The following is a 23,588-nucleotide window of genomic DNA, read 5'->3' on the forward strand; positions in this document are numbered from 1 at the left end:
GATGGGTGTGCTTGCCGCCGCGCCGCAGGTGGTCGGGCGTCAGATGGCAGAGCCGCTCTGTGGACGGACCGAAGAGCAGGGTGATCGCGCCGGCTGCTCGGACGTCCAGGGGCAGGGCGTCGTCGGTGAGACAGCACTGGAGGAGGCTCCAGCGGTCGTCCTCGTCGAGCAGGGCCGCGGCTCCTGCTGCGGGATCGAGGGGACGACGAGCTTGCGGGTGAGCCGGCGGCTCGCCGTCCAGCTCAGGAAGTAGCGGATCAAGTAGCGCCGTTGGCTCGGTCCGCCAGTGATCCAGCCGTCGACGTGCTCCTGGGTGAGGTCTGCGAGTGCGAGTTGCTGCTGGTCGAGCCAGGCCAGCAGTTCCAGGGCCACGCTGACGCGCCGTCGGAGATCACGGTCGGCGGAGGCCGGGTAACGGCGGACGGCTGCGCGTTGGCGTGCGCGCCGGAGCAGAAACCAGTGCAGGAACGGGCGGGCGAGGTTCGCGTGGGCCGCCGGCTTGTCGGCCAGTTCGTGCCCCAGCCAACCGGGGATCCGTTCGAGGCCCTCGTTACAGGCGCCCAAAGTTCCTGTGTGCACCAGGAGTTGGCGAATGTAGCGCTGGTTCCGGCTGGGCGGTAGCTCGTCGAGCAGCTCGTGGCTGAGCGGACGGTCCTCGGTGACGAGGCGGGCGAGGAGCCTGCTGTTCGGGCTCTCGCGGATCCACTGGATCGCCTGGAAGGGCGCCGGCGCGGCCGCCAGCGCCGTCGCGAGCGGCTGCAACTGCTCGGGGACCACGCCGTCGGCCCCGGCGAGCAGGAGATTGACCCGCTCGGCGAGAACGCAGAACGCGCACCGGCCCCGGCTGTGGGGGTTGCCGGCCCGGCCGCACTGGCGGCAGGTGTAGTCGGCGGCGAAGCCGACGCAGGGTCCGCACACGCCGGTGCCGTCGGCGTCCCGCGCGATGAGCGGCTGGACCGTGCCGCAGCGTGAGCACTTGGCCGGCGACCGGAGGACGGTGTTGTAGCAGGTCATGCAGACCGGCCCGATCGGCCAGCGCGTGTTGACCGGCTTGGTCCGACCGCAGCGGGCGCATGGCTCGCCCTGTCGGTTGCGCCGCTAGCAGTTGCCGCAGACGGGCTGGCCCTGGAGCTTGCTGCTGCAGGGCCGGATGCGACCGCAAGCGGAGCAGGTCACCTCGGGGCCGCGGTAGCAGCCGTCACACAGGTCGGGCTCACCGTCGTGCGCGTTGCATGCGATGCGCTTGAGCTGCCCGCACCGGCCGCAGGGCCGTCGTGGGCGACGGTGGCGGTTGTAGCAGAGGTGGCAGACCGCGCCGTCGGCGTCGACCAGTGCCGCGACCGCAGTCCTGCCGCAGGTCACGCAGGTGTGGGTGGGGCGCTTCCAACACCTGACGCACAGGCCCCGGCCGTCTTCTCGGCGAACGACCGGGTTCTGGAGTTCGCCGCACCCGGCGCACTCCTCCAGGCGGGCGGGGTCCTTGTGGTAGCAGGCCGTGCAGATGCCGCCTTCGGGGCGGCGGGCGGAGATCCGCATGCCCTCGCGGTGGCAGCGCGCGCAGGTGGCGCGGCGACTGTTGGCGTCGCAGGTCGCGCAGAGCCGTCCCTCGGGCCGGAGCTGGCGAAGGTCGGTCCGCACCGTGCCGCAGTGCGCGCAGCTTGGGCGGACCACCGGATGGCCGCCCTCGTGCAGCACCTGGGTCAGCCGCAGCAGGACCGGCGGGCAGAGCGAAGTCCCGGAGGTCAGGGCCTCGGGATGGCCGGCCAGGTGCTCGGCGAGCTCTTCCAGGTAGCGGGCCGCCCCGCGGACGGGGATCGGCACCGCGACCACCAGTGCGGCTGCGGCCTCCTCGGCATCGAGGCCGGGCAGAGCGGCGGTGAGCCTGGTGGTGACGGCGGCGGTGGCGGCCTCCAGCCGCGCGGCCTGGACGGCGAGGCGGGCGACGACCGATGGCGCGGTCGGCGAGGGCGCGGTCACAGGCCCTCCGTGCGCCGGATGGAGGTCCGGCGCACGGCCGGAAGCGGTCCGGGCGTCTCGCCGCCGGCGGTCTTGCGGACTTCTTCGTTGACGACCTGGACCTCGATCAGATCGTTCGGCTGGCAGGCGAGGATGTCACACAGGGCCGCCAGGACGTCCATCGACAGCCGCTGCGGGGGCTGGGTGACCAGCCGGAAGACCTGCTCACGGGAGAGGGTGATGCCCCGCTCGGCCAGCAGCGGCACCAGGTCGGTGGTCTGGAACATCTCCCGGTCGGCCATGAGCTTGCGCAGGTTCCAGCGGTAGCCCATTTTCTTGATCACTTGGAGTCCTCCCAGATGCCGGGGTAGCGATGGGTCAACTTCCGCTGCAGCAGCCGGTTGCGGTACTCGTCCGAGACGCCGGTGTAGATGGCCGTGGTGCTGGCGTAGCCGTGCCCGGCCTGGTCCTGGACGAACCGTTCCGGGTAGTCGAACTCGACGAGATGCGTGATGTACGAGTGCCTCAGGTAGTGCAATTTCAGCTCTTCTGGCAGGTCAGCGGCCTTCCGTCCGGCGTCGAAGGCTTCGTTCGCCGACCGGCGGGACAGGCACCCCCTGCGTTCGGTGACCCAGATCGCCGGGTGCTTCCCGGCGCCGAACCGGGGGCGGACCTCGGTCAGGTAGTGGTCCAGGACGTCGACGATCCAGTCCATCTCCGGGACCGTGAAGATGGTGCGGCGCTTGGGCGGGCTGCCCTTCGAGGACTTCCCGTACCGGACGAAGATCGCCCCGTGGCGCCCGTACTGCGGTGCCTTCGGGTTCCGCCGCAGGTCGGCGACATCGAGCTGAACGCTCTCTCGGCGGCGCATGCCGTAGGCGTAGTAGCTCTTGAGCAGGGCGGAGTCCCGCATCGCGGCCAACGCGCCCTTGCGGCCGCGCTTTCGGATCTCCTCGACCCGGCCGTCGGCGGCGTCGAACAGGGCCTGGATCTCGTCGTAGGTCAGCGGCCGACGGCTCGGGGCGCCCTCATACTCGCTGACGTGGGTGACGGTGTTCCACTCGTGCAGGATCTGCATCGGCACCCGGCCGAAGCGCTCCTGGCAGACGTTCATCCAGCCGTAGCGCGCGTCCGTGATGTACTCGCAGAACAGCCGCAGGTGGTTCTGGTAGCCGCGGCCGCTCGACACCGTGAACGTCGGCGTCTTCGCCCGCAGGTGGTCGATGAACGCCTCGACCTCGGCCGGCTGCCGCTGCCACGGGTACTGGTTGGTGAACTCGGCGAACCGGCGGACCAGCGACAGCCTCGGCTTGATGGTCGAGTCCCAGTTCAGGAGGCGGCTCCGCTGCTGCTTGGTCCACCCCTCCAGCATCGCCTCGAACACTGCCGGCTCGGGGTCCGGGTACGAGTCACGCGGCGAGCCTCTGAGTTCTCTGAGGTGCCGGTCAGGCGTCGTGCCTCCGGTGCGGCACGATCGCGACCGGGCAGGCGGAGTGGTGGAGCACCGCGTGGGCGGTGCGGCCGAGTTGGAGCCCGAGTCGCCCCTCGCGCCGGCTGGCGCCGACGACCAGGAGGTCGGCGCTGTGCGAGGCGTCCAGCAGCGCCCGGCGGGCGTGGCCCTCGACGGTGTGCCGGCGCACGTCGGCATCCGCCGGGAGGTCCCGCAGCGCCGCTTCGAGCTCCTCGACGGCCAGCTCCTCGTGCTGACGGGTGGGTTCGCCGACCATCAGGGGATATCCGCCGGGCTCGTGCGCGGGGCAGCGCCATGCTCGTACGGCCTCCAGAGGCACCCCGCGCCGCCGTGCCTCCTCGGCCGCGAAGCGAACAGCCTCCGACTCCTTCGTGTCCTCGCCGACGCCCACGACGAGCCGTCCGCGCACCGGCGGCGTCGCCTGGTTGTCGTGGCTGCCGCGCAACACGATCACCGGGCAGTCGGCGTGTGCGGCGACGGTCAGGCTGACGGAGCCGAGCAGCCTCTCGGCAAGACCGCTGCGGCCGCGGGTGCCCACGACCAGCACGGAGGCGTTCCGGGCCGCGCGGACCAGGGCGTTCTCCGGCTCCTCGAACACCACGTCGACGGTGACCCGCAGGCCGGGGTGCCGGGCGCGTGCCCGCTCGGCGGCGACGCCCACCACGTCCTGAGGCAGGGGAAGTCCGGTCGCTTCGCCGATGTCCCGGGCGAGCGCGGCGCCCTCGTACCGGTCCCAGAGGCAGGCGTACACCACGCATAGTGGCACGCCGCGCAGGGCGGCCTCGTCGGCCGCCCAGTCAGCGGCCCGCAGGCTCGGTTCGGAACCGTCGACGCCCACGACCAGGGGCCCGCCGAGGGCTCGCTCGACCGCTGCGTTCTCGTCTGCCGTGTTCATGGTCTCCACTCCTTTCCGACGGCGCGGTCAGTCGTACGCGACGACGGCGACGGGGGCGGCTGCGTGGTGCAGTACCGCGTGTGTGACGGGGCCGATGTGGACGCCGAACGGGCTTCGGCGGACCCGGCGTCCGACGACGACCAGGGACGCATCGCGGGAGGCGTCGATGACGTGGTTGGCGGGGCTGCCCGACGGGGTCCCCTCGACGACCTCGACGTCCGGGTACTTCTGCCGCCAGGGCCGCAGCACCGCGGCGAGGGCGGTGGCTTCCTGCCGTCCGAGTGCGGCGTTGAGTTCGGCGTCGGCGGGCAGGCCGTAGGCGAAGTAGGGCGGGAGGTTCCAGCCGTGCACGACCCGCAGGGGGGTGTCGCGGAGGGCGGCCTCCTCGAAGGCGAAGGCGATCACCGTGTCGTCGGGGCAGGCGGTGTCGAGGCCGAGTACGACGGGCCGGTACGCGGTGGCGGCGGACGGAATGCCGGCCGGGTCCATCTCGTGCTCGTCGGCGGCCTGTTCCCCGGCCCGCACCATGACGACGGGGGTGTCGGTGTGCGCGATCACGGCCGCGCCCACGGACCCGACGAGGAACCCTCCGATCCCGCTCAGCCCACGCGAGCCGAGGACCAGCAGTTCGGTGTCCTTCGCCGCCTCGGCCAACGCGTCCATCGGCCTGCCTGAAATCGGTTCGGTCTCCACCCGAAGGCCGGGGTGACGCCGGCGCAGGCCCTCGGCCGCCTCGCGCGGAATCCGTTCGCTCCAGTGCCGCAGCTTCCCCGCCCCGAGCAGCGGTGCCTGCGCCTGCGCCATGGGCTCCGGAACGGGCTCCCAGACGTGCACCAGCCGCAGCGGCAGGCCGCGCAACTCCGCCTCCCGGGCCGCCCACTCGGCAGCCGCGCGGCTCTCTGCTGAGCCGTCGAGGCCCACGGTGATGTTGCGGGACATGCTGTCCACCTCCTGTGTCGGGGTTGCGATGTCAGAGTGGTGGCGAGGGAGGCCGCGGGTGCAGGTACCGCAGGTCCCCCGTACGGGTCCGATCGGCCCCATCGGTCTCAGCCGCGTCCCCGCACCACGCTGCGGCGTCGTTCGGCCCTGGTTTTCCGGCACCCCGTTGGGCTGGTGCGCCTGAGTCTGTGGGGCCGATGGGCCCCTCTACGCCCAGCGCCGCGAAACGCCCCCGGGACGCGGCCTGGTGACTGATACACAGGAGACGGCCGCCCGGCATCGGGTGCGGCTCTCTCCCCCTCAGAGGTCCTTGCACCCCTCATCAGCCCTGTCAGGGAGGCTTCATGCTGTCCGCAGAGTCCGCCGCCATGGTCCGTTCCACGCTGCCTGCCGTGGCCGGAGCGCTAGACGAAATCACGACCAGCTTCTACGGCGCACTGTTCCGCGACCGGCCGGAGCTGCTCGACGGGATGTTCAATCGCGGCAACCAGGCCAGCGGGGCCCAGCGCCGCGCCCTGGCCGGCTCGATCGCCGCGTTCGCGACCACTCTGCTCGACCACCCGGACACGGGCCCGGATGTCCTGCTGGACCGGATCGCACACAGGCACGCCGCGGTTGGGGTCACCGACGACCAGTACACGATCGTGCACAAGTACCTGTTCGACGCGATAGCCGAGGTCCTCGGCGACGCGGTCACCCCTCAGGTGGCGGCCGCCTGGGACGAGGTGTACTGGCTGATGGCCGGCGCCCTCATCGGCCGGGAGGCCCGCCTCTACCAGGACGCGGGCGTCGAGCCCGGCCGGATCTGGCGGCAATGGACGGTCGTCGAGCGCCGCACCGAGACCGACGACGTGGTGTCCTTCCTCCTCAGGCCCGCCGACGGCGCACCCGCGCCCCGGGCCCGGGCGGGCCAGTACGTCAGCGTCCGCCTGCGCGTGCCCGACGGAGTACACCAGCTGCGCCAGTACAGCCTCTCCTCCGACCCAGGCGGAGAACTGCGCCGCATCACCGTCAAGCGGATCGCCGCCACGGCCGGCGCCCCGGACGGCGAGGTCTCCACCCTGCTGCACCGCCACGTCCGCGCCGGAGACGAACTGACACTCTCCGCCCCGTTCGGCGATGTCGTCCTCGACGACCCGGCCGACGCCACCACCCCGGTCGTCCTGGTCTCGGCCGGAATCGGCAGCACCCCCATGACCGGCATCCTGGTCCACCTCGCCGCCCTCGCCTCGACCCGACCGGTGCTGGTTCTGCACGCCGACCGCTCCCCCGCCGACCACGCCCTGCGCACCGAGACCACCGAACTGGTCGAGCAACTGCCGAACGCCCGCGCGGCCTTCTGGTACGAGCACCCCGGCCCGCAGGAACCCGCCGCCCGCGAGGGCCTGATGAACCTCCGCGGCATCGAACTGCCCGAGAACGCGACGGTGTTCTTGTGCGGCCCGCTCCCCTTCATGCGCGACGTCCGCGCCCAACTGCTGGCCGCCGGAGTCCGCGCCACACACATCCGCTACGAGGTCTTCGGCCCCGACCTGTGGCTGCCGGGCCAAGCGGACTGAACACCCCACGCCCCCATCGCACTCCAGAAGAGGACCTGACATGACCAGCAACGACACTCAGACCACCGCTCCCGGCGTGCTGCTGCGTTCGGCCGGCGAGGTGGACGAGGAGACCCTGGCGTACGCCCGCACGAAGGTCGACGCCATCGTGTCCCGGCCGGGACTGCCCGCCGTCACCGGCGAGGTGCGCATCACAAAGGCGGCCGCTCACCACGCGGACCGCCCCTGGTCGGCCACAGCCACCCTGCACGTCGGGCGGCGTGACGTCGTCGTGCACGCCAAGGAAGCCACCGGCCACGAACTCGTCGACCAGCTCCAGGACCGGCTGCGCCGCCAGACCGACGAGGCGGCCCACTCCGGACACAACAGCCACCGGGCGGCGACCCCGCCGTGGCGCGGCGGCCCCGATACCCCGCATCCCTCGAAGAGCGACGACAGAACGGCGGACAACCACCCTGAGTAAGACCCCGGCACGTACCGGGCCCGGTCGGAGAGGGGCCATCGACCGGGCCTGCACGGTAGCCCGCACTCGTCCACGGCGCCCACCTCGCGGGCCCTTCGGCCCACACAGGTGCCCAACGGCCCACAGACGGCGCTCATCGGCCAAGGAAACGCTGATGCTGCGCGGTTCCCGATCAACGGGCGAGAACGAGGAGTTGTGTGATGGCAAAGGCTTATCTGGTGGGCAGCGGAATCGCGGCGCTCGCCGCGGCCACGTTCCTGATCCGCGACGGCGGGTTCGACGGAACGGACATCCACCTCTTCGAGGAGCAGCGGGAAATCGGCGGCAGTCTGGACGCGGGCGGCACGGCCCATACCGGCTACACCATGCGCGGCGGGCGGATGTTCGAGGCCGAGTACCGCTGCACCTACGACCTGCTGTCCGGCATTCCGACTCTCGACGACCCCTCTGTATCGGTGACCGACGAGATCCTGGCCGGACACGAGGACTTCGCCTGGGACGACACCGCACGCCTCGTCGACGGCGACGGGAAGATCGTCGACACGCACTCGATGGGCTTCTCCGAACGTGACCGCCTGGAGCTGGCCCGCTGCCTGGCAACTCCCGAGGTGCGCCTGGACGGCAAGCGGATCACGGACTGTTTCGGCAAGCACTTCTTCACCACGAACTTCTGGTACCTGTGGTGCACCACGTTCGCCTTCCAGCCCTGGCACAGCGCCATCGAATTCCGCCGCTACCTCAGGCGCTTCATCCACCTCCTCCCCGAGTTCTCCCAACTGTCCGGCATCCACCACACCCGCTACAACCAGTACGACTCCCTCGTGCGACCCCTGACCGCCTGGCTGCGCGAACGCGGCGTCACCCTCCACACCGACTGCCACGTCACCGACCTCGGCCTCGCACCGGGCCGCCGCAGTACTCGAGTCGAGACCATCTACATCTCCCACGGCGGCCACGGCGAACAGATCGAGGTGGCCCCCGAGGACCTGGTCCTGGTCACTAACGGCTCCATGACCGACGCCTCCAGCCTCGGCTCGCACACCTCCGCACCGTCCCCGCGCCCCCACCGCTCCGACGCCTGGCTGCTGTGGCACCGACTGTCCCGAGGACGCGACGACTTCGGCGACCCGGCCGTCTTCGACAAGCACGTCAAGGAGTCCCGCTGGGAGTCGTTCACGGTCACCGCGAGCGATCCAGCTTTCCTCGACGCCCTGGAGGAGTTCAGCGGCCGGGCGACCGGCCACGGCGGCCTGATGACCTTCACCGGCTCCGCCTGGCTGCTCACCCTCGTCGCCCCGCGCCAGCCCGTCTACCGCGACCAGCCCGAAGGCGTCTTCGTCTGGTGGGGCTACGCCCTGCACCCCGGCCGCGCCGGCAACCACACACCGAAACCCATGACGATGTGCTCCGGCCGGGAGATCCTCGACGAGATCCTGCACCACCTGCCGTTCGACGAGGCTGTGGCGGCCCGGGTCCGGCAGACCTCCACCGTCGTGCCCTGCCTGATGCCTTACATCACCAGCCAGTTCCTCGCCCGCCGCCGCGAAGACCGCCCCAAAGTCGTGCCTGAGGGGTCGATCAACCTCGCCTTCATCGGCCAGTTCACCGAGGTACCGGACGACGTCGTGTTCACCGTCGAGTACTCGATACGCACCGCCTGGACAGCCGTGGCCCAGCTCCTGGAGCTCGACAAGCACCCACCCGCCGTCTACAAGGGCCACCACGACCCCCACGTCCTGGCCGCCGCCCTGGAAACCGTGCACCGCCGTTGACCAGGAACGTGATCAGCGGTCGCCCTCCCGACCCAGCCGGCACCGGGCTCCGAATCGGTGCCGGGTACCGTTCTGATCAGGTTGAAGACCCGCAGGGCGGCGAACAGACTGCGGCACACACCCCTCTTGACGCCCCCGAGATCGTCATCGCCGACACCGACGGGCTGCACGAGTTGGCCAGCCGCACCCGACCGGTCGTGGCAGCGGCTGGTGGCCGACGAGGGCCGCGCCCCGCCGTAGTAAGTGACGCTGTTGGCGAATTCAGGGCGCAACGTGACGTCGGCCTTCACGACCCGCGTCTCACACTTCGCGGCGCTCCTGCCGAGCAAGTAGCGAAGCAAGCTCCTGCGCAGTGACCGGCCCGCTGTCGCGAACGGGCTGGCCGATGTCGGCTGACCAACCGGGTCTGACACGGGCAGTGAAGTCCGCGAAGTCGTTCCGCAAGTATTCCGGATCGGACGGCTTCAGCCGGACCTGCTGACGGCTGTCCGCCCACCAAGCCTCAAGATCAGTGATGGTGCCTTCAGCGGGCCGCTGCTCTGCCTGCTCCGGCAACAGCAGGACGTCGACGAAGCCTCCGAAGCCCAAGCCGATATCTACGAAGATCCCGATCGCCCCAGGTGTGGGCACCTTCACGACCGTGCCCCTCAAGACGAATCCGCCCCCACTCCGCATCCGTAACCACACAGCGCATCCTCGCAGCCCCACGGCACTGAGTCAGCCCGATCTTGTGGTGAGCCCGCGCTCGGCCATCAGCCTGCCCGCCTGCACGACTCTTCGCCCCGAACGAGCGAAAGGGTCCGTCAGCAAGCTGACGGACCCTCATGCAAGATCGAGGCCAGAGCCTCAGGTGGGATACCGGACCGGCTCCCACGGGGCGAAGCCCCAGGGCGGGTGTCGCCGGGGGAGCCGGGTGCGGCCGGCGACGAGTACGGTGCCCAGGACGCGCCACCGCGGTGAAGCACCCGGCCCGCATCGACGATGTCCTACCCACGTCCCGGGTCGGCGTCACCGCTCATAGCGGCCGATGCCGTCGTCGGCCATCCGGCGCCGTCACGCGCAGCTGACGAAGCAGGCCGCCGTAGTCCTCGTCGTCGTCGCTGATGAAGATCGGGAAGGAGCCGGCGACCAGCCCGACACCTTCGACCTTGAGCCCTGAGCTGCGGGCGAGCATCTGCGGCGGTTTGACCGGAACCAGCTTCGCACCGAGGGCTCCACCCTCGCGAACCGTGGCCGCGCGGTACACGGCGCTGTCGAAGGGGCCGAGGTCACCGGGGTCGTATGCGGACGAGATGTAGAGATTGCCCTTCGCGTCGATGTCGAGGCCCGAGGCAGGGCGCGCACCCGGTGGCTCGGACGCGGTGAAGGAGACCGACGTCCACTTCCTGCCGAACGTGATCCGACCGCTCCTGCTGACCGTCAGGCGGGTCATGTTGATGTCGGTGGTGTCACTTCCCTGTGCCCGCTCGGCGTACACGAAGTAGTCCTGCCCCCGGACGGTCGCGACGGCCGTGGCCTCGACGTTGACGAGTGGCTCGGGCGTCCTCGGCCACGGCACCGAGCCCGCGATCTCGACGTTGAGGTTCTTGTCCCACCTCGCCAGGTAGATGGTGGGGTCGGGGTCATCGCCGTCGGCATTGCTCTCCGCCAGCAGGGCTTCGTCACGGCCGGGCAGCCGGGCGATGCTCTCAAGGTCGTTCGGCACGCTGGGGAAGTCGACGTGAAGCTCCTGGACGACGATCCCGTCGGTATCGACGGGGGTCCGCACGATCGCGAGACGCGGCAGGTCGCGCTCGGCTTCGTTGTCCCTCGCGTCGTGGCAGATCAGGAAGACCTCCTGTGGCTCCTCTTCGCGCCCTGGACCGGTGAACCTCCGTCTGGTGGCGAGCCAGGCGATGCCGCTGAACTCGCGTGGCGCCCTGACCTGGCCCCCACCGGGGGACGAGACGCCCGTGGACTTCTCCACCCCGCACGCGGCAAGCACGAGGAGGTCAAATGCGACGACAGCCGACAACAGACTGCGTGTCAGGAACCGACGTCTCATCCTTCGTCCTTCCGTAGCGCGGCGGACACCGCCACTGATTCCGGCCCGACCAGGACGGTACGGCAGGGGACGTACGGTTCCTTTCATGCTCCGCCGGAAGTTCACTGGCCTGGCGGTGAATGTGTCAGCTGCTCGTGCCGCGGCCGGACCCGACTCCCTCCCTCACGGTTCCGGGCCGTGCCGGCCGTTCTCACCCTGATGCGAACCACAGCCGCGCAGACCGGTTCGATCGTGGCCCGGACTCTCGTCGGTCCCCTGCCGGGCGCACCGGCCGCCGCCGGGACGCTGGTGTCCGTCGGCGGAGACACCGCGGCCCATGCCGTGGCACTGCCCATGGTCATGCCGGCCGCGTCCTGTTCGGGCCGGGACACGGCGCGGGCTGGGCACAGAGCCTGTTCACCCTGCCGCGAGCCCTCCTCGCGGTGAGCCGGTGAGCCGGAGGGCCCTCTCAGCCAGGCCACCGGCCCTGAGCGTTCACTTCCGTGCGGCGGGCCGGAAGTGAACGCTTCCGGCCCGCCGCCCGGGACACGTACCGTCGAGGTGCCGACCTCAGTTGTCACCCTCCACGGCCGACAGCCGTCGTGGACATCTCCGCCGGGACGAGAACCGCCTCCACCGGTCCGACCGGCCTCCTCCGCGAGGTGCGGCTCCTTCCGCGCCTCGACGGCGCTCGGCCAGGCGCCGGGTGAGCCCGGCCGGCGACCGCCGCACGTCGGCCTCGGCCCGCCGTCAGGTGACGGTCGTGGAGCTGAGTACGGGGTTGGGTGAGGAGTAGCACGACGTGGGCACGTCTGCGGTGAAGAAGAGGATCGGCACTCTGGCGGTGAACGAAAGACCGGGGTCGCCGTACGAGGTGCCCGCCAGCCGGGTGTCGATCGCGCCGCCGGGTGCGCCGGCGACCAGGTCCAGTGTGAGGACGGGGAGTGTGAACGTGCTGCCGCCGTTGATCGGACCAGGTACCGTCATGACGATGTCGCCACCGCTGATGGCGACGTGCGGGGTGCCCGAGCCGATCCCCGACCCCCCGGAGAGCCTCTCACCGGTCACTGTGGCGTTGGCCGGGACCACGGCCCTGAGCCTGATGTCCTTGATCGATTTGACCGCGTATCCGTTCACCGAGCCGGGCACGGTGAGCGGCGCCGGGGTGAGGGTGACAGCGAAGTCACTGCCCGACGGGACGGAGTCGGGTGCGGTGGCGTCGACCCCGGCGCTGAGGTCGAAGGTCTGCGCCGGGACGATCGGAGGCCTGGCCTGGCAGTCGAAGGCGATCGGGGTGCCGGCGGCCGACGCAGGCGTCATCGTGAGCCCGACGAACGCCAGGCAGCCGACCGCAGCGACAGGCAGGCGCACCAGCGTGGATGTGGCTCTCATGTCCAACCTCCTCGGAGTTGGCGAAGCTGTGCGGAACCGTCTGGGGACCACACCGGTCGGTCCGGCCACCGCCACCTTGCGCAAAAGGCCACTCGGGGGCCATGGAACGTCCGGTGCCGGTCCGTCCGGGCCAAGCGGTGAGCGCCGTCCACAGCCCGGGGCGCGCACCACGAGCGCGCATTACATGTGCATGTCAGCACAACAAGGTTGCGGTGTACAGAGATACGACCCGGTTCTCGGTCGTTCCCCTGGTCGGTCGCGGTGTCCACCCTGTCCCGCGACGGCGAAGTGAGCCATGCAGTCCCCGTGGGCGCGCGGCGGCCCGAGACCGCGGGCGTCCGCGTGGATCTTCCGGATCTGATCGGTGAACCCCGTCCCTGCCGTTACGCTGCATATGGCTCACGCTCCGCGCGGTGACGACGCCCGTCGTCCCCGTCCGCGAGGCACCGGACGCTGTCCCACCACCGGATCTGGTGCGGCGTCCGATCTGTGTCCCAAGTTCTGATCAGGTTGTTGCCCGGCACCGATCGATCCCTGGCTTCTTCTGTGCGGCGCCCCTTTCCCGGAGAGCTATGAACGAGGACATCCTCACCAGACTCGACCAACTGCGTTCACGGGACCTGCCGGTGCACGGCGGCCGGACCATGGCGTACGTCTACGACTCGGGCCTCGAAGGCGTCGAGGAGCTGGCGGCGGCCGCACAGGCCCGTTTCGCGGGCGTCAACGGGCTGGACATGACGGCATTCCCCAGTGTCGTGGCCCTGGAGAACGACATCGTCGCCCGGACGGCTCAGTTGCTCGGCGGTGACGAGCGGACAGCGGGGACGTTCACGAGCGGTGGCACCGAGAGCTGCCTGCTCGCGATGGTCACCGCCCGGGAGCACGCACGTCGCCCTCGATCCACCGACGGCAGCCTCCAGGTGGTGCTGCCCAGCACGGCACACGCCGCCTTCCACAAGGCAGCCGCCCTGTTCGGCATGGACGTGGTCGTGGTCCCCGTGAACCCGGCGACGTACCAGGTGAACGCTCGTGACCTGGCAGCCGCGATCACGAACCGGACCGCACTCGTCGTCGTGTCCGCGCCGTCGTACGCGCACGGTGTGATCGACCCGGTGGAGGAGGTGGCACATGCGGCTGCCCGCCGGGGCGTCCTCTGCCACGTGGACGCCTGCATAGGCGGCTGGTACCTCGGACATCTCAGGATGGCCGAGGACGCTCCCGCACTGCCCGCCTTCGACCTCTCGCTGACCGGCGTCACCTCGCTCTCCGTCGACCTGCACAAGTACGGCTACACCCCGAAGGGCGCCTCGGTGCTCCTGTTCCGGGACGCCGAACTGAGGCGACACGGATGGTTCGCGCACACCGGCTGGCCGGGCTACCCGGTTGTCAGCGCCACGCTCCAGGGCACGAAGTCGGCGGCGCCGCTCGCCGGAGCATGGGCGGTGCTGGAGCGGATCGGCACACAGGGCTACATCGAGTTGTCCCGACGAGTGCATCGGGCGACGACCGCCCTGACGAAGGGCATATCCGCGATCGACGGACTACGCGTACTCGGGCGCCCAGAGGCTTCCCTGATCGCCGTGGCGTCCGACGATCCCACCGTCGATCCCTTCGTAGTGGCCGACGAGATGCGCTTGCGCGGCTGGTTCCTCCAACCTCAGCCGGCCTTCGGGCCCTCCCCCGCGAACCTCCACCTGACCGTGACCGCCGCGACCGCGGAGGAGGAGACCGTACGTCTGCTGCTCCTCGAGCTGGCACAGGCAGTCGTTCGTGCCAGAGCACTGGGTCCGCCACACGTGGACCCCGAACTCGGCTCCCTGGCGTCCCTCTTGGACCCGGCGGCGCTGACGCAGGAGGAGGTCTCATCGCTGCTCTCGCTTGCGGGCCTCGAAGACGGTGACGAACTCCCCGAGCGAAGGGCACCGGTACTGACCGTCCTGCAGGCCCTGCCCCCGGCACTGAGCGAACGCCTCCTGCCCGAGGCGATCGGCCGACTGTACAGAGCCCACGACGGACGCTGAGAGGGCGTCGCCGCCGCCGTCCGTACCGATCACCCGTCCGGATGAGGACCCGGTCCGGGAGCCGTCGGCACGCCGGATGTCACCCCGCACTTCCCCAAGGCCGCAGCCCACTTGGACGCAGCTCAGCACGGCCTGCTCGCCCTCACCGTCTTCCCCCCGCGAGATCTGGCGGCAGATCCGGTCGAACTCACCGCACAGCCTCAAGGACGAGATCACCGAGTGGCCGTCGTCGCACCATCACAGCGGACGTGACCCGGCGTGGGAGGTTGCCCGGCACGACATGTCCCGACATGATCGTTCCCGAGTCGCGGAAGCGATGCATCGGCGTCCGTCGCCGTCGCTCCCGAGGCGGGGAGTGCGGCAGGACGTCGCGACTGTGCCGGAGGTGAACGGATGCGTGACGTGCGCAGCGGATTCGCCATGACGAACGACGGCGTGCGGCTGCACTACCTGGAGGCCGGCAGCGGGCCGGACATGCTGCTCGTTCCCGGCTGGTCCCAGACCGCCGCGCAATGGCGGCACCAGATCGACGACTTCGCCCGCACCCACCATGTGATCGCGGTCGACCACCGCGGCCACGGCGCGTCCGACAAGCCGGACCACGGATACCGGGTCGCCCGCCTGTCGACGGACATCCATCAGCTCATCCACCACTTGGACCTCACCGCGGTCGTCTGGGTGGCCCACTCGATGGGATGCGCGCTGGCATGGTCCTACTGGGACATGTTCGGCGGGGACCGGCTGGCGCGCCTGGTGCTGTTCGACGAACCGGCGGTCCTGATCCGGCAGCCCTACTGGCCGGACGGCCTGGCCGAGCGCCTTGGCGCGCTGTACGGGCTGGGACAGATCGGTGAGGTCGTCGCGGGACTGCGCGACCCCGGCTCGGACGCCGAGGCCCTCAGCGCCGAATTCCTGGACGCCATGTGGTCCCCGGCCGCCGTCGAGGAGGAACGTCGCTGGGTCCTCGCCCAGAATCTGCTCCTGCCCCGGGAGTACGCCGGCAGGCTGCTGCTGGACAACGTCATGCACGACTGGCGTGACGTCCTGCCCAGGATCTCCGTTCCGACCCTGGTCATCGGGGGGAGCGACAGCGTGATCCCCTCCACCGCCGCGCACTCGGTCGCTTCGGCCATTCCGGGGGCCGTCGTGCGGATCCTCCGTGAGCGCAGCAGTCACTTCGCTTTCTGGGAGAACCCCGACGCGTTCAACCGGGAGGTCCGGGACTTCCTCGACACACCGGCCGCTCGGCCCGCCACCTGACGGTGGGCCAGGAGTTCCGGGGAGGCCTCCCCCGCGAACGCGGCGGGCGGGCAGGGCGGCTGCCCGGACCCGTTCACGCCGTCCGCTGGAGCACGGCCAGGGCGCTCGCGCAGTCACCGTCCGCGAGCGCCGGCACCGGCAGCCCGTAGCCCATCAGTGTGGCCCCGGACCATTCGGCGCCGGTGTCCTCGTCCCGGTACCGGGCGGCGGGGTCCAGGCCGCGCAGCCGCAGCGGCGGGTGGGCGGGCCCGAAGGAGGTGCTGGATCGCCAGACGAGCACCGCGGTACGGCCGGCCCCGGCGCCGGTGTACTGGACGGCCGTCAACAGCCCCTCGCCCGGGGCCAGCAGCCGGTCCTGGCGGCCGTGCTGCACCAGCGGACGGATGTCCTTGTACCGCTGGACCAGCCGGGCTGCCTCCTCGATCTCCGCCTCGGTCCACCGCGTCAGGTCGCCCCCGATACCGAGGACGCCCGCCATGGCCGAGTGGAACCGGAAGGCCAGCGGGACCGAGCGCCCGGTCAGCGGGTTGGGGCTGTCGGTCACCCAGGCGGACATGACTCCCGCCGGGTACACCTGGCTGAAGCCGTGCTGGATGCCCAGTCGGTCCACCGCGTCGGTGTTGTCCGAGGTCCACACCTGGTCGGTGCGGCCGAGAACGGCCAGGTCGGTCCGGCCGCCACCGCCCGCGCACGCCTCGACGCGCAGCGCGGGGAAGGCGGCTCGCAGCCGGTCGAGCAGACGGTGGACGCCCCGGGCGTGCTCGATGTACACCTGCCGGACGGGCCCGCCGCCGTGCCCGCCGGCTTCCGTGAACGACCGGTTGAAGTCCCACTTGAGGAAGTCCACGCCGTTGTCGGCGACCAGGGCGTGGAGCCACCCGTACGCCCAGTCGGTCACCTCCGGTCGGGAGAAGTCCAGGACGAGCTGGTGGCGCAGCTCGGTGGCGGTGCGGTCGGGCAGGTGCAGCACCCAGTCGGGGTGCGCGCGGAACAGGTCGCTGTCGGCGTTGACCATCTCCGGCTCCACCCACAGGCCGAACGACATGCCCAGGCGGTGCACCTCGTCGGCCAGCGGACGCAGTCCGCGCGGGAAGCGCCGCCGGTGCGGGGTCCAGTCGCCGAGTCCCGCGCGGTCGTCGTCCCGGGCGCCGAACCAGCCGTCGTCGACCACGAACAGTTCCACGCCCAGGGACGCGGCGCGACGGGCCAGCGCGAGCTGGTTCTCCTCGCAGACCTCGAAGGAGGTGGCCTCCCACGAGTTGTAGAGCACCGGCCGGAGCTCTTCCGGGTGCGGCAGGACGTGCCGGCGCACGTGGCCGTGGAAGGCCCGGCTGACGCCGCCGAAGCCACCCGGGGTGTACACCGCCACACTGACCGGGGTGACGTGCCGGTGGCCGGGTGCCAGGGGGATCTCGGCGCCCTCGTGTCCCTCCGAGGCGACGACCCCGGCGCGCTGGGCCGCGGTGCGTTGGACCGTCAGGCGCCAGCTGCCGCCGGCGGCGAGGGCCGTGGCCCACACCTCGCCCCGTTCCTCGTCGGCGTGACCGGCGTCGAGGACGACCCACGGCCCGGCGTGGTGGCCGGTGTGGCCGCGCCGGCTGGTCAGGGTGGTCTCCCCGACCGCCAGTGCCGTCCGCTCCAGGCGGTTCTCGGCGGACCATCCGCCGTGGACGCAGGAGAGCCGCCAGCCGGGCCGCTGGGGCAGCGGCCAGTGGGCGGAGGAACACCGCGTCAGGTGCACCGGCTCCGCGTCCGGTCCGGCGGTGTGGGTGAATTCCGTCCAGCGTTCGAGCACGTCCCCGCCGGGCGGCACCCGGTAGTGCAGCTCCCAGGCCAGGGGCCGGTACCGGTCCCGCAGTGCGACCACCAGGTGGTCGCCGTCGGTGATCCGGACGTCCTCGACGCGGGGTTCGAGAGATCCGCTGCCGTCGGCGAACCGGACCTGCAGGGCCGGGACGCCGAACCGGGCGCCGCCTTCAACGGGGTACTCCTCCACTCCGTCGAGGCGTCCCTCGAAACTGTCGTCGTGGCCGGCCCACGCCGGCAGCGCCGCCGCGTCGGCCGGCGGGACGGGAGCCCCCCAGTGGACGTGACGCACGGTGCCCTCCGCACGGTCCACGCGCAGGACGTAGCAGGAGGCGGCGGTTCTCAGCACCACCGTGCCGCTGGGTTCGTCGAACTCGACGCTTCCGGGCGGCGGTGGTGCGGACACGGGGGCGGGCATGAGGACCTTCCTCGGTGACGGTGGGAACGCGGCCGGCGCCCGGGACGCCGGCGCGTGGTTCAGGAACGCGGCCCGGCGGACCTCTCGCGGACGACGGCCACGCCTCCCGCGGGGATCTCCGCGAAGGAGCCGTCCTGTGTGGCGTCGAGCAGACCCGTCCCCTCGACCAGGACCTTGGCGGGGTCCTCGCCGTGGTTGACGAGGAAGAGATAGGAGCCGTCCGGGCCGGACCGGCGGACCGCCTCGATGCCGTCGGGCACGTCGGCGACGGGCCTGAGCCCGGCCTCCTCGCCGAGTCTCAGGACGAGTTCCCGCAGCGTCGCCCCCGACGCACGGGTGGCCGCGTACCAGCTCGTGCCCGCGCCGTAGAGGTGCCGGGTGAGCGCGGGGCCGCCGGCGGCCGGGCCGCCGCCGGGGCCGTTCGCGAAGCGCAGCACCGGTGTGCAGCCGCGCGGTTCCACGCGTTCGGCCCACTGCCGGGCCGTCGAGCCGTCGCTGAGGGAGACGGTGTCACCGGGGCGCAGCGGCAGGTACTCGTCGATCCGGAGTCCGAGCACCTCGCTCAGCGCGCCCGGGTAGCCGCCCGGGCGGACCCGGTCGCCGGTGTCGACGACACCGCTGAAGCAGCCGACGGCGAGGTGCCCGCCGTCGCGCACGTACCGGGTGAGGGCATCGGCGTGCTCGTCGGACAGCAGGTAGAGGTTGGGCGCGACGACGGCCTTGTAGGAGGTGAGGTCGGCACCGGGCGCGACCACGTCGCAGGTGATGTTCAGCCGCCACAGGGCCTCGTACCAGTCCCGGACGGCGTCGAGGTAGCGCATGGGGCCGCAGGGGCGGGCCTCCAGTTCCAGCGCCCACCAGTTGTGCCAGTCGAAGAGCAGCGCGACGTCCGCCGCCACCCGTGTCCCCGTCACCTCGCCGAGGGCGGCCAGGTCGGCGCCGAGGCCGCGCACCTCCTTCCAGATCCGGGTGTCCGTGCCGCCGTGCGGAAGCATCGCGGAGTGCCATTTCTCGGCACCCGCCCGGGACTGCCGCCACTGGAAGAACATGATGCCGTCGGCGCCGCGGGCGAGGTGCGTGAGGCTGTTGCGGCGCATCTGCCCGGGCTGCTTGGCGATGTTGACGGGCTGCCAGTTGACGGCGGAGGTGGAGTGCTCCATGAGCAGCCAGGGGCGTCCGGCGGCCATGCCCCGCGCGAGGTCGGCGTTCAGCGCCAGGTCGATGTGGCCGTCCGGGTCGGCCGCGGGCAGGTAGTGGTCCAGGGAGACGAGGTCGCACTCCGCGGCGAGGGAGTGGGCGTCCACCTTCTTCTCCAGGGTGCCCAGGTGGTTGGTGGTCAGGGGGATGCCGGGCGCGAGGCGCCGCAGCAGGGCCGCCTCGGCCTGGTGGCGGGCCAGGAGCGCGTCGGAGGAGAAGCGGCGGTAGTCCAGATCCTGTCCGGGGTTGCGGAAGGCGGTGGTGTCCCGCGGCGGGTCTATCTCCTCCCAGTCGCCGTAGCGCTGGCCCCAGAAGTCGGTGCCCCACATCTCGTTGAGGGTGTCGAGGGTCGTGTAGCGCTCCCTCAGCCAGGTGCGGAACGCCGCGGCGCTGACGTCGCAGTAGCACAGGGCGTTGTGGTTGCCGAACTCGTTGTGCACGTGCCACAGGACGACCGCGGGATGGTCCGCGTACCGCTCGGCGAGCGCGGTGACCAGGGCGTCGGCCGCGTCGGCGTAGGCGGGGTGGCTCGGGCAGAAGACCTGCCGGCTGCCGTGGGCGAGCCGGGTGCCGGAGGCGGTGACCGGCCGGGCGTCCGGGTGAAGGCGGGTGAACCACGGGGGCGGGGCCGCGGTCGCGGTGGCAAGGTCCACGGCGACGCCGCCTGCGTGGAGCAGGTCGAGGACCTCGTCCAGCAGGCCGAAGTCGTAGGTGCCGGGCCGCGGCTGGATGCGCGACCAGGCGAACACCCCGACGGTGACGAGGTTGACGCCCGCTTCCCGCATGAGGCGGACGTCCTCCTGCCACACGTGCCTCGGCCACTGTTCGGGGTTGTAGTCCCCACCGTAGGCGACGGAGCCCAGCTTGTGGTTGAGCGTGGTGAGCGGGTGGGGGGCCGGGGTGTGGGCCGGGGCGCGGGTCACGACTTCACCGCCCCCGCGGAGAGTCCGGCGCGCCAGTAGCGCTGCAGGAGCAGGAAGGTGAGCACGATGGGCACGACCGAGATCAGGGCTCCCACGATGGTCAGGGTCTGCAGTTGGGGCAGCCGGCTGGTCTGCGACTGCCAGGTGAACAGTCCGAGGGTGACGGGGTAGAGGTCGTCGTCCTGGAGCATGACGAGGGGCAGCAGGAAGTTGTTCCAGATGACGACGAACTGGAAGAGGAAGACGGTCACCAGTGCCGGCGACATCAGGCGCAGGACGATGGTGCGGAAGATGCGCAGTTCCCCGGCTCCGTCCATGCGGGCCGCCTCGAGCACCTCGTCGGGGACCGAGGCGGTGGCGAAGATCCGGGAGAGGTAGACGCCGAAGGGGCTGACGATGCTGGGCAGGAACACCGACCAGAAGGTGTTGGTCGCGTTCACCTGGGCGAACAGCAGGAACAACGGCAGGGCGAGGGCGGACGCGGGCACCAGGACCCCGCCGAGGACGACGGAGAACACCGCCTCGCGCCCGCGGAACTCGTACTTGGCCAGGGCGTATCCGGCCGCGGCGGCCAGTGCGGTGGCGACCGCCGCACCCGCACCGGCGTAGAGCAGGCTGTTGAGCAGCCAGCGGGCGAAGACACCGTCCTGCTGCGCGAACAGCGCGGCGAGGTTGTCACCGAGGTGCCAGTGGGCGGGCAGCAGTCCAGGGGTGGACACCAGGTCGCCCTGGCTCTTGGTCGAGGAGACGAGCAGCCAGTAGACGGGGAGCAGCATGTAGCAGGCGGCGAGGACCAGGAAGCCCGTCGCGGCCACGACGGAGAGCCGCCCGGGCGCGCCCCGGCCCGGCTTGGTGGCCGCGTGGGCTCCTTCGACGCGGGTGAGGATGCTCATCGCTGCCTCCTGGAGGTCAGGCGGAGGAACGCGAACGACAGCAGGAAGGTCACGGCGGCGAGCAGGACCGACAGTGCGGCCGCCTCGCTGTAGTTGTCGCCCGACGCCAGCGAGTAGGCCGCGAGGTTGGGTGTGTAGGTGCTGGTCACGCTGGTGGAGATGGTCCGGAAGACCTGCGGCTCGGTGAAGAGCTGGAAGGTGCCGATGATGGAGAACACTCCGGTGAGCACGAGTGCCGGCCGGATCAGCGGGATCTTGATCCGGGTGGCGATCGTCCAGCCGCCCGCTCCGTCGACGCGGGCCGCCTCGCCGATGTCGGCGGGGAGCGCCTGGAGGGCCGAGTAGAGGATCAGCATGTTGTAGCCGGTGTAGGTCCAGGTGACCACGTTGCCGATGGAGAACAGGATGAGGTGGGAGCCGAGCAGGTCGACCCGGGTGCCGGCCGACCTCAGCAGGTCCACGATCGGTGAGAGCCGGGGGTCGTAGAGGAAGGCCCACATCACTGCCGCGACGACGCCCGGGATTCCGTACGGGACGAAGTACACCAGGCGGAAGAAGCGCTTGAGCCGGGCCACGGTGGAGTCCAGCAGCAGGGCCAGGACCAGCGCGAGCAGCAGCATGACGGGTATCTGCACCAGGGCGAACACCCCGACGCGCACCACGCTGTCGCCGAAGAACGGCTCGTGCACGACGTCGGCGTACTGCTGGAAGCCGGCGAACACCGAGTGGGTGTGCCCGAAGGTGCCGCCGGTGCGCTCGGTCCGGTGCAGGCTCTGCCAGAAGGCGTAGCCGACCGGCAGCAGGGTGAACAGCACGAACGGGACGAGGAAGGGCAGGAGGAAGGCGTACGGGGCGAGGGCCTGGCGCGCGGGTCTGCGGCGCGCCCGGGGCGGGGCGGTTGTGGTGGTCACGAGAGGGCCTTCGGCAGGGAGGGTGCCGTCCCCGCCGCGGGGGCGGCGGGGACGCTCTGGGTGGGGACGGCTCCGGGTCAGCCGGTCACGTCGAGGGACTGCTTGCGCAGCGACTCCACGCTCTGCGACTGGGTCTGCTCGAGTACGTCGGCGAGCGTGCCCTTGCCGCCGACGGCGCCCGCCGTGCCGTCGCTGATGAAGCGGTAGGTGTCGGTCATCGTCGGTCCCCAGGTGAAGCCGTCGTCCACGTTGGCCGATGCCCGGGCGAAGACGTCGAAGATCCGCTGCTTGCCGTAGAAGTCGACCGGCTGCTTCAGCGCCGGGAGGTCCAGGCCCGCCTTGGCCGCCGGGTAGAGGCCGCCCTCGCGGTTGAGGATGGCCAGTGCCTCGGGGTCGGTGTTGAGCCACAGTGCGAACCGGGCCGCCTCCGCGGGGTGCTTGCTGCCGGAGAGCACGGCGGTGGTCGAGCCGCCCCAGTTGCCGGCCCGCTGGTCGCCCGGGTGCCACTGCGGCATCGGGGCCACCGCCCACTTGCCCGCCGTGGACTTGGCGTTGTCGCGGATGGTGCTGTAGCCCCAGGCCGCGCTGATCCAGGTGACGACCTCGCCGTCGTTCCAGGACTTGTACAGCGCGGGTGAGAAGCCCTGCAGGTCGGTGGCGACGAGCTTGTCGTCGATCAGCTTCTGCCAGTAGTCGGCGACCTGCCGGCTCTCGGGCCGGTCCACCGTGACCTTCCAGGAGTCCCCGTCGCGTTGGAACATGGTGGCCTTGTTCTGCCACAGCAGGCCGGTGAACCAGTTGGGGTCGGTCTGGGAGTAGTGCGTGATGTACTTCCCGGCCTTCTTGAGCCTGACCGCGTCGGCCGCGTACTCGTCCCAGGTCCTGGGGGCCTTGAGGCCGAGCTTGTCGAAGATGTCCTTGCGGTAGAACAGCGCCATCGGGCCGGTGTCCTGGGGGACGGCCCAGATGCCGTCCTTGCCGCCGGCTCCGAAGCCGACCTGCGACCAGGTCCAGTCGACGAACTTCTGCTGGGCGCCGTCCACTCCGGGGCACTCGGCGATGTCGCGCAACCCGTCCTTGAGACGGAAGCTCGCGAGGGAGTCGTACTCGATCTGGCCGAGGTCGGGGGCCTTGCCGGCCTTCAGGGCGTTGGACATGTTCTGGTAGGTGCCCGCGTTGCCGGCCGGGGTGCTCTTCAGCTTGACCTGCACGTCGGGGTGCTCGCCGTTCCAGCGGTCCACCGCCTTCTGCATGCCGGGGACCCACGACCAGTACTGCAGTGTCACCTTGCCGGAGGACGGCTTGCAGGACGAGCCGTCCGCGGCGTCGTCCTTGCCGCCACCGCCGCCGCAGCCGGTCGCCGCGGCGAGTGCCACGACCACCGCACCGATCGTGCAGCGCCTGACCAGCGATCGTCTGATCAGGGATGAAGTGCGCTCGCGTGTCGCCATGAGGTTGCTCCTTGCACCGGGTGTCCCGCTCCGACAAGCAATGGCGGCAACCTTCACAACGAGAATCAACAGAAGTCAACAGGTCGGATGGAATTTTCCCGCTCCGAGTCCACTTCGTGACGCGCGCGGCAGAGTGCTCAGCGAACCTTCAAATACGCTCTGACCTGGGGGTTAGTCGCGCCCAGCAGCATGCGTCGCGTATCACTCTCGTCACACGCAATCGATTACGCTACGGTGT

The 23,588-nt window shown here is 70.9% G+C and carries 19 protein-coding genes; 5 read left to right on the plus strand and 14 right to left on the minus strand.

Annotated elements, in window-relative coordinates:
• Window positions 1–39: 39 nt before the first annotated feature.
• From MXD57_RS05220 to MXD57_RS05245, 6 genes are all read right to left on the minus strand, one after another.
• The gene (locus MXD57_RS05220) at window positions 40–1,014 is read right to left on the minus strand and encodes a hypothetical protein (RefSeq protein ID WP_250400089.1); all 975 of its coding nucleotides are present in this window, start codon (window positions 1,012–1,014) and stop codon (window positions 40–42) included.
• Between the two features lie 84 nt (window positions 1,015–1,098).
• Window positions 1,099–1,977 (minus strand): hypothetical protein, encoded by an 879-nt coding sequence (locus MXD57_RS05225; RefSeq protein WP_250400090.1) that lies wholly within the window; start codon window positions 1,975–1,977, stop codon window positions 1,099–1,101.
• Window positions 1,974–2,300 carry a helix-turn-helix domain-containing protein gene (locus MXD57_RS05230; RefSeq protein WP_250400091.1) on the minus strand — a complete coding sequence of 109 codons (327 nt, stop codon included), beginning with the start codon at window positions 2,298–2,300 and terminating at the stop codon, window positions 1,974–1,976. The genes MXD57_RS05225 and MXD57_RS05230 overlap by 4 nt, the downstream gene beginning before the upstream one ends.
• The gene (locus MXD57_RS05235; protein ID WP_250400092.1) at window positions 2,297–3,328 is read right to left on the minus strand and encodes a tyrosine-type recombinase/integrase; all 1,032 of its coding nucleotides are present in this window, start codon (window positions 3,326–3,328) and stop codon (window positions 2,297–2,299) included. Before MXD57_RS05235 ends, MXD57_RS05230 begins: the two co-directional genes overlap by 4 nt.
• A 73-nt stretch (window positions 3,329–3,401) precedes the next feature.
• Window positions 3,402–4,322, minus strand: a complete 921-nt coding sequence (locus MXD57_RS05240; protein WP_250400093.1) for a universal stress protein — start codon at window positions 4,320–4,322, stop codon at window positions 3,402–3,404.
• Between the two features lie 27 nt (window positions 4,323–4,349).
• Entirely contained in the window at window positions 4,350–5,261 is a 912-nt protein-coding gene (locus MXD57_RS05245) for a universal stress protein (RefSeq protein ID WP_250400094.1), read from the minus strand.
• Window positions 5,262–5,605: 344 nt separating this feature from the next.
• Here MXD57_RS05245 and MXD57_RS05250 point away from each other — a divergent pair, with 344 nt between their 5' ends.
• The 3 genes from MXD57_RS05250 to MXD57_RS05260 all read left to right on the plus strand — a co-directional run bounded on the left by MXD57_RS05250 (window position 5,606) and on the right by MXD57_RS05260 (window position 9,055).
• Window positions 5,606–6,820 (plus strand): globin domain-containing protein, encoded by a 1,215-nt coding sequence (locus tag MXD57_RS05250; protein WP_250400095.1) that lies wholly within the window; start codon window positions 5,606–5,608, stop codon window positions 6,818–6,820.
• Between the two features lie 40 nt (window positions 6,821–6,860).
• Complete coding sequence (locus tag MXD57_RS05255) at window positions 6,861–7,283, plus strand: hypothetical protein (protein ID WP_250400096.1); 423 nt, start codon at window positions 6,861–6,863, stop codon at window positions 7,281–7,283.
• A gap of 200 nt (window positions 7,284–7,483) precedes the next feature.
• Window positions 7,484–9,055, plus strand: a complete 1,572-nt coding sequence (locus MXD57_RS05260; protein ID WP_250400097.1) for an oleate hydratase — start codon at window positions 7,484–7,486, stop codon at window positions 9,053–9,055.
• A gap of 300 nt (window positions 9,056–9,355) precedes the next feature.
• Here the strand turns inward: MXD57_RS05260 and MXD57_RS05265 are convergent, their stop codons facing one another.
• From MXD57_RS05265 to MXD57_RS05275, 3 genes are all read right to left on the minus strand, one after another.
• On the minus strand, window positions 9,356–9,691 hold the full coding sequence (locus MXD57_RS05265) for a hypothetical protein (protein WP_250400098.1): 336 nt from the start codon (window positions 9,689–9,691) through the stop codon (window positions 9,356–9,358).
• 379 nt (window positions 9,692–10,070) lie between these two features.
• Window positions 10,071–11,099 carry a hypothetical protein gene (locus MXD57_RS05270; protein ID WP_250400099.1) on the minus strand — a complete coding sequence of 343 codons (1,029 nt, stop codon included), beginning with the start codon at window positions 11,097–11,099 and terminating at the stop codon, window positions 10,071–10,073.
• A 729-nt stretch (window positions 11,100–11,828) separates the two neighbouring features.
• On the minus strand, window positions 11,829–12,470 hold the full coding sequence (locus tag MXD57_RS05275) for a cyclase (RefSeq protein WP_250400100.1): 642 nt from the start codon (window positions 12,468–12,470) through the stop codon (window positions 11,829–11,831).
• A gap of 572 nt (window positions 12,471–13,042) precedes the next feature.
• Here MXD57_RS05275 and MXD57_RS05280 point away from each other — a divergent pair.
• Together MXD57_RS05280 and MXD57_RS05285 are read left to right on the plus strand one after the other, a co-directional pair.
• Window positions 13,043–14,491, plus strand: a complete 1,449-nt coding sequence (locus MXD57_RS05280) for a pyridoxal phosphate-dependent decarboxylase family protein (protein WP_250400101.1) — start codon at window positions 13,043–13,045, stop codon at window positions 14,489–14,491.
• Window positions 14,492–14,884: 393 nt separating this feature from the next.
• Window positions 14,885–15,751: an alpha/beta fold hydrolase gene (locus tag MXD57_RS05285; RefSeq protein WP_250400102.1), complete on the plus strand. Its 867-nt coding sequence runs from the start codon at window positions 14,885–14,887 to the stop codon at window positions 15,749–15,751.
• Window positions 15,752–15,824: 73 nt separating this feature from the next.
• Here MXD57_RS05285 and MXD57_RS05290 read toward each other — a convergent pair whose 3' ends face one another.
• From MXD57_RS05290 to MXD57_RS05310, 5 genes are all read right to left on the minus strand, one after another.
• On the minus strand, window positions 15,825–17,975 hold the full coding sequence (locus MXD57_RS05290) for an alpha-galactosidase (protein WP_250400103.1): 2,151 nt from the start codon (window positions 17,973–17,975) through the stop codon (window positions 15,825–15,827).
• 59 nt (window positions 17,976–18,034) lie between these two features.
• Complete coding sequence (locus tag MXD57_RS05295) at window positions 18,035–20,095, minus strand: beta-galactosidase (protein WP_250400104.1); 2,061 nt, start codon at window positions 20,093–20,095, stop codon at window positions 18,035–18,037.
• Complete coding sequence (locus MXD57_RS05300; protein WP_250400105.1) at window positions 20,092–20,988, minus strand: carbohydrate ABC transporter permease; 897 nt, start codon at window positions 20,986–20,988, stop codon at window positions 20,092–20,094. Before MXD57_RS05300 ends, MXD57_RS05295 begins: the two co-directional genes overlap by 4 nt.
• Window positions 20,985–21,899, minus strand: coding sequence for a carbohydrate ABC transporter permease (locus MXD57_RS05305; protein WP_250400106.1), 915 nt, complete (start codon window positions 21,897–21,899; stop codon window positions 20,985–20,987). The genes MXD57_RS05300 and MXD57_RS05305 overlap by 4 nt, the downstream gene beginning before the upstream one ends.
• Before the next feature lie 77 nt (window positions 21,900–21,976).
• Window positions 21,977–23,350 (minus strand): ABC transporter substrate-binding protein, encoded by a 1,374-nt coding sequence (locus MXD57_RS05310; RefSeq protein WP_250400107.1) that lies wholly within the window; start codon window positions 23,348–23,350, stop codon window positions 21,977–21,979.
• Between the last annotated feature and the right edge of the window lie 238 nt (window positions 23,351–23,588).

The organism is Streptomyces cellostaticus (genome assembly GCF_023630175.1).
GTDB classification, from domain to species: domain Bacteria; phylum Actinomycetota; class Actinomycetes; order Streptomycetales; family Streptomycetaceae; genus Streptomyces; species Streptomyces cellostaticus_A.

Excerpts from the sequence above, each read along its gene's own strand:
- MXD57_RS05250 (WP_250400095.1), top strand. The coding sequence starts at position 5,606 with ATGCTGTCCGCAGAGTCCGCCGCCATGGTCCGTTCCACGCTGCCTGCC.
- MXD57_RS05300 (WP_250400105.1), bottom strand. The coding sequence starts at position 20,988 with ATGAGCATCCTCACCCGCGTCGAAGGAGCCCACGCGGCCACCAAGCCG.
- MXD57_RS05220 (WP_250400089.1), bottom strand. The coding sequence starts at position 1,014 with ATGACCTGCTACAACACCGTCCTCCGGTCGCCGGCCAAGTGCTCACGC.
- MXD57_RS05275 (WP_250400100.1), bottom strand. The coding sequence starts at position 12,470 with ATGAGAGCCACATCCACGCTGGTGCGCCTGCCTGTCGCTGCGGTCGGC.
- MXD57_RS05280 (WP_250400101.1), top strand. The coding sequence starts at position 13,043 with ATGAACGAGGACATCCTCACCAGACTCGACCAACTGCGTTCACGGGAC.
- MXD57_RS05245 (WP_250400094.1), bottom strand. The coding sequence starts at position 5,261 with ATGTCCCGCAACATCACCGTGGGCCTCGACGGCTCAGCAGAGAGCCGC.
- MXD57_RS05260 (WP_250400097.1), top strand. The coding sequence starts at position 7,484 with ATGGCAAAGGCTTATCTGGTGGGCAGCGGAATCGCGGCGCTCGCCGCG.
- MXD57_RS05255 (WP_250400096.1), top strand. The coding sequence starts at position 6,861 with ATGACCAGCAACGACACTCAGACCACCGCTCCCGGCGTGCTGCTGCGT.
- MXD57_RS05240 (WP_250400093.1), bottom strand. The coding sequence starts at position 4,322 with ATGAACACGGCAGACGAGAACGCAGCGGTCGAGCGAGCCCTCGGCGGG.
- MXD57_RS05290 (WP_250400103.1), bottom strand. The coding sequence starts at position 17,975 with ATGCCCGCCCCCGTGTCCGCACCACCGCCGCCCGGAAGCGTCGAGTTC.
- MXD57_RS05285 (WP_250400102.1), top strand. The coding sequence starts at position 14,885 with ATGCGTGACGTGCGCAGCGGATTCGCCATGACGAACGACGGCGTGCGG.
- MXD57_RS05235 (WP_250400092.1), bottom strand. The coding sequence starts at position 3,328 with ATGCTGGAGGGGTGGACCAAGCAGCAGCGGAGCCGCCTCCTGAACTGG.
- MXD57_RS05310 (WP_250400107.1), bottom strand. The coding sequence starts at position 23,350 with ATGGCGACACGCGAGCGCACTTCATCCCTGATCAGACGATCGCTGGTC.
- MXD57_RS05270 (WP_250400099.1), bottom strand. The coding sequence starts at position 11,099 with ATGAGACGTCGGTTCCTGACACGCAGTCTGTTGTCGGCTGTCGTCGCA.